Origin of the sequence: Dyella sp. ASV21 (genome assembly GCF_016428975.1) — a bacterium.
GTDB lineage: Bacteria > Pseudomonadota > Gammaproteobacteria > Xanthomonadales > Rhodanobacteraceae > Dyella.
Genome location: NZ_JAELTT010000105.1, coordinates 1 through 9,131 on the forward strand (window position 1 = coordinate 1; position 9,131 = coordinate 9,131).

The 9,131-nt window shown below is 59.4% G+C and carries 7 protein-coding genes; 3 read left to right on the forward strand and 4 right to left on the reverse strand.

Translation table 11 applies throughout. The annotated features are described in order from the left end of the window. A partial coding sequence (locus tag JHD67_RS20115; protein ID WP_199100951.1) for an IS30 family transposase occupies positions 1-290 on the forward strand: 290 nt, incomplete at its 5' end. Between the two features lie 68 nt (positions 291-358). Beyond that, positions 359-589 carry a hypothetical protein gene (locus JHD67_RS20120; protein ID WP_199100952.1) on the forward strand — a complete coding sequence of 77 codons (231 nt, stop codon included), beginning with the start codon at positions 359-361 and terminating at the stop codon, positions 587-589. 1,210 nt (positions 590-1,799) lie between these two features. Here the strand turns inward: JHD67_RS20120 and JHD67_RS20125 are convergent. Continuing rightward, the gene (locus JHD67_RS20125; RefSeq protein WP_199100953.1) at positions 1,800-2,744 is read right to left on the reverse strand and encodes a DNA-binding protein; all 945 of its coding nucleotides are present in this window, start codon (positions 2,742-2,744) and stop codon (positions 1,800-1,802) included. Between the two features lie 109 nt (positions 2,745-2,853). On the opposite strand from JHD67_RS20125, the gene JHD67_RS20130 reads away from it, so the two are divergent. Further along, positions 2,854-3,999: a site-specific integrase gene (locus tag JHD67_RS20130; RefSeq protein WP_233172128.1), complete on the forward strand. Its 1,146-nt coding sequence runs from the start codon at positions 2,854-2,856 to the stop codon at positions 3,997-3,999. Between the two features lie 146 nt (positions 4,000-4,145). Here the strand turns inward: JHD67_RS20130 and JHD67_RS20135 are convergent, their stop codons facing one another. The 3 genes from JHD67_RS20135 to JHD67_RS20145 all read right to left on the reverse strand — a co-directional run bounded on the left by JHD67_RS20135 (position 4,146) and on the right by JHD67_RS20145 (position 9,031). Continuing rightward, positions 4,146-5,357, reverse strand: coding sequence for a glycosyltransferase (locus tag JHD67_RS20135; RefSeq protein ID WP_199100954.1), 1,212 nt, complete (start codon positions 5,355-5,357; stop codon positions 4,146-4,148). A 156-nt stretch (positions 5,358-5,513) separates the two neighbouring features. Further along, positions 5,514-6,935, reverse strand: coding sequence for an HlyD family type I secretion periplasmic adaptor subunit (locus JHD67_RS20140; protein ID WP_199100955.1), 1,422 nt, complete (start codon positions 6,933-6,935; stop codon positions 5,514-5,516). Continuing rightward, on the reverse strand, positions 6,932-9,031 hold the full coding sequence (locus tag JHD67_RS20145) for a type I secretion system permease/ATPase (RefSeq protein WP_199100956.1): 2,100 nt from the start codon (positions 9,029-9,031) through the stop codon (positions 6,932-6,934). The genes JHD67_RS20140 and JHD67_RS20145 overlap by 4 nt, the downstream gene beginning before the upstream one ends. Positions 9,032-9,131 lie beyond the last annotated feature (100 nt).

Here is a 9,131-nt window from a genome sequence, read left to right on the forward strand (position 1 = left end):
AATCACTGACCTGGGATCGCGGCAAGGAGATGGCTGACCACCGGCGCTTTACCTTGGCGACCGATATCCAGGTCTACTTCTGCGATCCGCAACATCCGTGGCAACGTGGCTCGAACGAGAACACGAACGGCCTACTTCGCCAGTACTTTCCCAAAGGCACCGACGTGTCGGTGTATTCTCAGGCGAAGCTTGATGCCGTTGCCCGTCGATTGAACGAGCGGCCCCGGCAGACGTTGAACTTCGAAACGCCGGCCGAGCGATTCCAGCAATGTGTTGCAATGACCGGCTGAAGTCGCAACCCGGAGCGGACGCTTTCACTGGGCGGGTCAAGGATGCGTATACGAGGGCGGGATAGCTGATGACACAGCAAGCAAAGAAGAGGATTTTCGTCGTCTTGTCGCTTTCCTTGCTGATCGCCGCGGCCTATTGCGCGCTTGGTGTCTTGCAGGCAGCCAGCCTATTCACAGGTGATCGCGCGGTTCGAAATGTTCAATTCTGGGGTGCGCTGACTTGTTCAGGTATCTTTGGATTCGTGCTTTTCGGCGTACTTGCCGTTCGTGCAGCACGACGGGCTAGGGTTGCCGTATAACGTCCGCTTGCGACCCATAGCAGACCTTTCGGGTTGACTGATTGAGCAACAGCAGTAGTGTGTTCAACACCAGCGCAGTGTTCCAGCTGTGCCGGAACGCTGTTCAGCCGTCTCCGTAATCCGCAGGCGAGACCAGTGCCCTTTGCTCGCCGAGTGCCGATGCCGGCACTGCCTGTGATCTACCTGGGCTTGACTGAGCAAATCGCAGATTTGGGAAGGCGAGGCCAGTGCCCTTGCTGGTAGCATCTGGGCCACGGGGAGGGGGCATGAGAACCAGGGACGTCATCAACTACGCTTTAGCCGCTGTCTTGCTCGTGGCCAGCATTCCGCTTTATCGGTACATCATCGATCGCGGCCAATCTGCGGATCAGCCAGCGTTACCAAACCTTCCTGCCGAAGTTACGCGCACCGCCAACAGGGTGTTTGCGGTGCGAGATTCATCAGTGCGTCTTGAGTGCATTCGCGGAACTATCTACCGGCGCGATACCGATGGCGCTACAGCCGTTGGGAAATGCCCCAAGACGTTGCCCGCGCCAGGATCAGGCGATCTGCCGGCTACCGAATGATCGGCTTAATTTTCCGGTGGCGCTTTATGCGCCAATGCTTCCGGCGTCCAAACTTGACCCCTCGGACCCTTGAGGTACCGTCCGCGCACACGCCAACCGGCCCAAGGGCCGGTCAGGTCGTGACGGTTATGGAGGCGATCCTGAAGCCACGTGGCGATTTCTCGCACCGTGACTGACCACCCGAACGGTGAGTTAAGACGCTGATTTACTGGGTCAAACTGCCATCTAAACCGCATATCCGGCTTCCCTGCGCAAGAAATTGCGCAAGAACGCAAGAATCGTGCCCACGCGGCGGCGGCGGTTCTGATTATTGACATAATATACATTATGCGAAATCGACGACTGCGCCGACGCATTGGCACAGCACTCGCTTGGCTGCTCTCCCTGTCGCACGGAAAGCGCCCATGTCCACTCGCCGTACCCGCTTAAACTGGCCGCGCCTTGATTTAAGTGCAAATAGTGACACCTCCTGGCCATCCGTAAGTATTTGATTGCACGATGAAACGCAATCCAGCGTTTTCATGAAATTCATAACAATCAGATAGTTGCTGTTACCCTTTTTTGAGGCCCCATTTCGGGCTGTCTGGGGATGGTTCGCCGTGATCTTGCTGCAAAAAGTGACACTTTGGCTTAGCGATGGATGGTCAACGTGGGGATTGTCCGCGCGGCCGTGCCGATGTCGTGGCCTTCTTGGCCAAGCGCGGACGTTTGATCTTTGTCTTTGTCGGTTGCCCCTGTGCACGAAGGATCGCCGGCAAATCCCCCAAGGTTGCCCACTGCTGTTTCAGTGTCTCAACCTGTGCCCGGTAACCGGCGATATCCTGCTGCGCCGTGGTCAAGCTGGCGCGGAGGCCGGCTAGTTCATGCTGATGCTGCTCGCGTTCTGCGGCGCGCTCCTTTTCCAAAGCAGCCAGTCGGGCGCGCAAGCCCTTGCTCTCCTGGCGGGCGCGATCCACTTCGGCGTGGCCATGATCCTCCGCGGCGCGCAGCTGCTGAGCGAGTGTCTCGCGTTCGGCGGCAGCGGCCGCTTCCTGTGTCTGCAGGTGCGTGGTCACACTGAGGTACTCGGCTTCCAGGCGCCCATTGCGGATTTCCAGCGCATCGCGCTGTTGCGTCAGATCCGCCAGTTGCGCGGTTTGTTGCTCAACCAGGTGTCGGATGTCGATCAGCCGCGCGGCCGCGGCGGCTTCGGCCAGTTGGGCCTGCGCAAGCGCTTGCTGTTGGCGAGTTTGTTCTTCCAGGTAAGCCTCCCGCTGGCGATCAAGCGCAAGTCGATCCTCGGCCAACTGTTGACGTTCGATGGCCATGTCGGCGGCTACCGCCTCGCGCGCCTGCCGCCAGGCACGCGTCCACCATTGCCCTGCCAGCGCCGCAATTTCGGTAGGTGCATCAGGGATCGATGCCATGGCGCGCTGCGCACTCAGGCGAGCGCCTAACGCCTGCCACCAGGTATCGAGCAACCGCGTCACCGTGTTCGGGGAACCGGTGCCGAGATGGGCGCGGATGCGTTCCACCGTGGGCCGCTCGCCGGCGGCGACCAGCGCGTCGGCGACGGCGTGGACCTGGGTTTCGGTGATGCCTTTGGCCATGGCGGCGCTTTCCTATGCGCGGACTGAACGGGCTAGGTGCTATACACGCGATAATGGATGCTTATCGTAAGTACTCGCTTCTAATCGTTACTTATCTTACATACTACATATGAAAAAGAACGGTGATGTGCGACTTCCCGACTTGTCTCCCCTCGAGTCGCCGGAACGATGGGCGGAAGAAGCGGCCGCGGCCGTGCGCGACATCCTGGCCGAAGCGGCGTCGGCGAATACCACGCGCAGCTACGCGAGCGCGCTGCGCTACTGCGCCGCCTGGTACCAAGGCCGCTATGGCCAGCCCTTCGCCCTGCCGCTGCCGGAGGCCGTGGTGATCCAGTTCATCGTCGATCACCTGACCCGACGGAGTGAATCGGCGCTCGCTTGGGAGCTGCCGGCGGCGCTGGATTCTGCTCTGGTGAACGCGGGTCTTAAACAACGCCTGGGCCCACTGAAACTGAGCACGGTCAGTCACCGGCTCGCCGTGCTATCCAAAGCGCACCAGTGGCGCCGCGTGACCAACCCGTGCGAGCAGCCGACCGTCCGCCACCTGATCGCCCGGGCCCGCCGGGCCGCGGTCAAGCGCGGCGAGCGGCCGACGAAGAAGACCGCGATCACCCAGACGGAACTCGCAGCGCTACTGGCCACCTGCGACGACTCTTTGACCGGCCTGCGCGATCGCGCGCTACTGCTGTTCGCGTTCGCCAGCGGCGGGCGCCGGCGCAGTGAAGTGGCCGCGGCCGACCTGAGTGATCTACGGCGGGTCGGTGAGCGCGCGTTCGTGTACCACCTTGGGCACAGCAAGACCCAACAGGCGGGGCCGAGTGCGATGTCGGCGCCGGACAAACCCATTTTGGGCCCGGCGGCGGACGCCTTGGCGGCCTGGCTCGAGGCGGCCCATCTGACGGAAGGCCCGATCTTCCGGCGACTGTGGCGGCACCGCGTCGGTGATGGTCTCTCCCCCGCCTCGGTGGCCGCGATCGTGCAGCGGCGCGCAGACCAGGCCGGCTTGGAGGGCGACTTTGGCGGACACAGCCTGCGCTCGGGATTTGTGACGGAAGGTGGTCGTCAGGGCATCGCACTGCCGGCGTTGATGGCCATGACTGAGCACCGCGCGGTCGGCAGCGTGATCGGCTACTTTCAGGCCGGCGGCGTGACCGACAATCCGGCGGCGCATTTGCTGGACGATCGCATCCTGCAACCTACTCCAACGGCGTCCCACACGCCCAACCCCACCGATGCCAAGAGTGGCGCGCCGTAATCGTGAAAGGTTTCACCTCAAGAACGATTGGAAAGGTCTTTAAACAACGCATAGGGACTACTTTCGCGGCGAATTGCAGATTCCCGGTCGCCTGGGGCAGGTTTCTGTGGTTTTACCGTTTTGAGCGTTGGGTGATTTTGCCATCTTCAGACCATCTCATGGCATGAGAGTACATTCATGGGCGGACACTCACCCGGCGATTGCACGTCCAGCGGGAGCGTAGCGGCTCGCGGGAGGCTCTCGATGATTGCCTTTTGCCTCGGCAAGCAAACGGTATGCAAATCGTAGCGGTCAATAATTGTTTTACGTGCCTGTTCACGGATCGCGTGCAAGCGATCGGGCGCATCAGCTACGTGATTAATCGCATCAATCAACGCCTCAGGCGAGAAGAAATCCACAAGCAATCCATTCTTACCATGCTCGATCACTTCTTCGACAGGCGGCGTGCGCGAGCCGATGACCAAGCATCCTGCGGACATGGCTTCCATCATCGACCAGGAGAGCACGAAGGGATACGTCAGGTAAATATGCGCCGTCGAGACCTGTAGCACGCGAAGGAAGGTCGAGTACGGGAGCTTGCCGACAAAGTGGACGCGGCTAGCGTCGTAACGCCCCTCGATTTCGGCCAGGTACTTCTCACGGTAGGTGCCCTTGGGCAGCCGCCTGCCGTATGACACGTCGCTGCCCCCGACGATAATGACGTGCGCATTCGGTCGTGTCTTAAGCAGTTGGGGCAGCGTACGCATGAAGGTATGAAAGCCTCGGTACGGCTCCAAGTTGCGGCTGACAAAGGTGATGACTTCGTCCGCGCGGGTCAGTCGCAAATGTTTTTTGGGAAACTGCACAAACGCTTCCGCATCGGGTGCGACCGCCTGCGTGTCCACGCCATCATGGATAACCTCAATCTTGGAGTGATAGGTCGTTGGGAAACGAGTTTTTTGCCACAGCGTCGGCGCGATACCGATGTCGGCCTGTTCCAGCGCCATTAGATGATGAAAATTTCTTACCCTGAGGCGCAGTACGTCCTCCGCCGAATTCGGAAACTCTGGGTCAAAATTAAAATCCTGTCCGGTCGTGTGGTAGTAGAACTCGCAAAAGTGGATCAGCCGGGCGCGCGGAAACACATCTTTCAGGAATAGTGTTTCCCCCCACCCCGGATGCGCATAGACCACGTCCGGATAGAAGCCTGCTCTCTTGAGACGCAGAAGCGCCGTCAGCACGACTTGGCCACGTTGAACCGCCGCTTCGGTCGTGCGTAAGGTCGGAAGCGTTGTGGCCGAGGTGGCTGGGGGTGTCTCGTAGCCGACCAGCTTCACGCCCGAGATCGGTTTGCGAATATTCTCCTTAAGACGCTTCATCTCACCCAGCCCTACGACCTGGTATCCAGGCTGCTGCCCGTAATGCACGAGCAAATGGCGATACTGACCGGGTAAATTCTGATGAATGAGTAATAGGCGCACGGGAGTTACCGAAAGAGAACGTGGAAAATGGGCATTTGCTTTACACCGACGCGATTAGCGCTCGTGCAGACTCTCGTTGAGGTGCTCAACCAATGGGCTCAGCACATAGCTGATGATGCGTCGCCGCCCTGTTTTGATCTCGGTGGTTACCGCCATCCCAGGCGTGAGTTTGATCAAGCGATCATCGATCTGCATGGTGTCGCGTGGTAGGGCTACTTCAGCAGTGAAGATCAGACCCAGCTTGTCGTCTTGCTTGGCATCATTGGAGACCTGGGTCACCGTGCCTTTCAGCGTGCCGTAGCGGGTAAAGGGGAAAGTCTCGACCTTGATCTCTGCAGGCATCCCCTCTTTGACAAAACCGATATCCTGATTATCGACAATCGCTTCAACCAGCAACGTCGACCCAGTAGGCACAATTGTTGCGAGTGTCTGCGCCGGCGTAACCACTCCACCGATAGTGTGAATGGCCAACTGCTGTACCGTGCCATCGACTGGTGCGGTCAAATGCATCAAGCGCTTATGCTGCTTGGCCTTGGTCAAATCTTGGACTAATTCGTTGGCTTTCTGGTTGTCGTCATGGATCTTTTCCAGCCAGCTACGGCGTACGTCGTCGACGTAGGCCTCCTTCTTACGCGTTGCGGCATCCAATGCGGCCATAATTTCGGCGTGCTTATCCTGCTGCGCCGCCAGATCTTGTTGAACTTGGATGACGGCCTGCTGCTCGTTGTAGTAATCGTGACGCCCGACATAGCCCTTTGTGATCAACTCGGCGTAGTCCTTCTCTTTCTGTTGTTCGATCGGAAGCAAATGCGACAGCTTGCTGATTTCATCTTCTGTTTCGCGCAGGCTGGCTTGACTCTGCGTAATGTCAGCCTTCATTTTTTTCAGATTGCTAACGTAGTCCGCATACTCCCCATCCAGAACATGCTGTTCGGCTAACTGCTCGGCTTTGGAACCAAGTGAGGGGTTGGCTTCCAGCGTTGGCGGATGCTGATGCTCAATAGCCTCCAGTAACGCGTGCGCTCGGGCGACCTCGGCTTGCGTAGCGTAAAGATCAGATTGCGCCCGGGACGCTTCGGTCGAGGCGTCTGTCGCATCCAGGTCGATCAGAGGGGCGCCCTGGCGCACCCGTTGGCCGTCCTTCACATGGATCGCGATCACTACGGCGGTATCCTGTGACTGAATCGTCTTCACCTCGCCGTTGGGCACAATCTTCCCGGGTGCCGTGGTCACGACGTCAACCTTGCTCAAGGTGGCCCACCCCAGGGCCATGGTGAACAGTCCGACGATCACCCCGGAAGCTATACGCGGCGCGGGGTGTACCGGCGTATCGCGCAAGGCCAGGGCCGCGGGGAGAAACTCGCTTTCGTGCCGCAACCGTGACACCGGATCCAGTTCATGCCGCATCGTCCACGCGACGTGGAATGCCTGTATGTAGCGGCGACGCAAGTCACCAAGGGCTCGAAGCTTACTCATGCTTGCTGCAACCGGTAGAGACGGGCGTAATGGCCGGCCTGATGCTCGAGCAACGCCTGGTGGCTACCCTGCTCGACGATGCGCCCACGGTCCATGACGATGATGCGCTGCGCATCGCGAACAGCAGAAAGCCGGTGGGCGATGATGATCACCGTCCGACCTTGACAGATGGCCCGCATATTGGTTTGGATGATGCGCTCCGATTCGTAATCCAGTGCGCTGGTGGCTTCATCGAAGATGAGGATGCGAGGGTTGGTCATCAGCGCCCGCGCGATTGCCACGCGTTGCCGCTGGCCACCGGACAGTGTTGCGCCCTGCTCGCCAACCATCGTGTCGTATGCTTCGGGTAGTTCCAGGATGAATTCATGCGCCCCGGCGAGCTTGGCGGCCTGGACCACTTCTTCGAGGCTCGCACCTGGATCGGTCAGCGCGATGTTCTCGCGCACGGTGCGATTGAACAAAACGTTTTCCTGCAGCACGACACCGATCTGCCGCCGTAGGGAAGATACGTCGACCAAGGTAAGGTCAACGCCGTCAACCAGTACGCGCCCTCGTTCGGGGACATAGAGGCGCTGCACGAGCTTGGTCAGGGTGCTCTTTCCCGACCCGGAACGCCCGACGATACCGACGACCTCGCCCGGTTCGATCACCAAGTCGACGCTCTGCAGAACCTCGGGCGTATCCGGTCGGTAGCGAAACGTGACGCTCGATAGCTCAATCTGACCGGCCAGGGCAGGCATCGGGCTACGGTGAGACACAGGCGTCTCGGTCGGCGTATTGAGAATGTCACCCAGACGCTGCATCGAGATGCCGGTCTGCTGAAAGTCCGTCCATAGCTGCGCGATACGCATGATCGGCTGCGCCACGCGTCCAGCCAGCATGTTAAAGGCGATCAGTTGCCCTACGGTGAGGTCCCCGCTGATCACCAGTCGGGCGCCCACCCAGATGGTCACCACCGTAACGAGCTTGCCCACGAAGTTGACGCCTTCGCGCGCCATGGCACCCAGCGTGGTTGTGCGGAAGCCCGAGGCGACATAGCCGGCTATCTGGTTGTCCCATTGCCGCGTCATTTGCGGCTCCACCGCCATCGCCTTCAACGTCTGGATGCCGCTGACGGTCTCCACGAGAAACGCCTGGTTTTCGGCCCCGCGATTGAATTTTTCCCGCAGGCGTGCTCGAAGTGCGGGCGTTAGCAGGAAGGACAGCAATGCGTAGAGCGGCAAGGAGGCTACGACCACCAGCGTTAGCCAGCCGCTATAGAGCAGCATCACCCCAATGAAGACGAATGAGAAGAGCACGTCCATGACCAGCGTAATGGCATTGCCGGTAAGGAAGCTGCGGATATTTTCCAGCTCGCGAACGCGTGCCACGGAATCACCCACGCGTCGCGCTTGAAAATAGGACAACGGCAGCGCCAAGAGATGGCGAAAAAGCCGGGCACCCAATTCGACGTCGATACGGCTAGTGGTATGTGAAAAAACGTACGTGCGCAGGCCACTCAACACCGATTCAAAGATCGAGCAAAAGAGCAGGCCTATTGCAATCACATCGAGGGTTTCCAGGCCACGGTGGATCAGCACCTTGTCCATTACCACCTGAAAGAACAACGGCGTGATCAAGCCGATTAGCTGCAAGAAGAGGGAGAGGAGCAATATTTCGCCCAGCAACTTACGGTATTTGACCACCGCAGGAATGAACCAGCTGAAGTCGAAACGAGCTAGGTTACCGGCGACGGATGCGCGCGAGGTGAATAGGATGACGGATCCGGCCCAGCGTTCGCGAAATTGCGCCAATGAAAGCGTCTGAGGCTGACTGCTGTGTGGGTCGTGAATCAGCACACCGTTCTCGTCGGCACGTGCGAGCACGAAAAAGCGGCCCTCTGCGTCGATAGCCATGGCCGGCAACGGAAGCTTGGACAATCGTTCCAAGCTAGTTTCCACCTGCTTGGCTTTCAACTTCAGCGCACGCGTGGCCAGCAGGATCTCCTGGACGCCAAAGGGTTTTCCGCCCTCCTGAAATTCGTGCGCGAGTTGAGCCGGATCCGCTGCTACGCCATGAAAGCGCGCCAGTGACCTGCGTACGAACTTTGTGTCCAATCAGGCAGTGAGTTCAGCGGGGATGATATCGGGTTGGGACCAGTTTCGCCGGATGGTGGCCGGCGGCTTATAGCCATGCGAGCTGTGCGGTCGCTGCTCG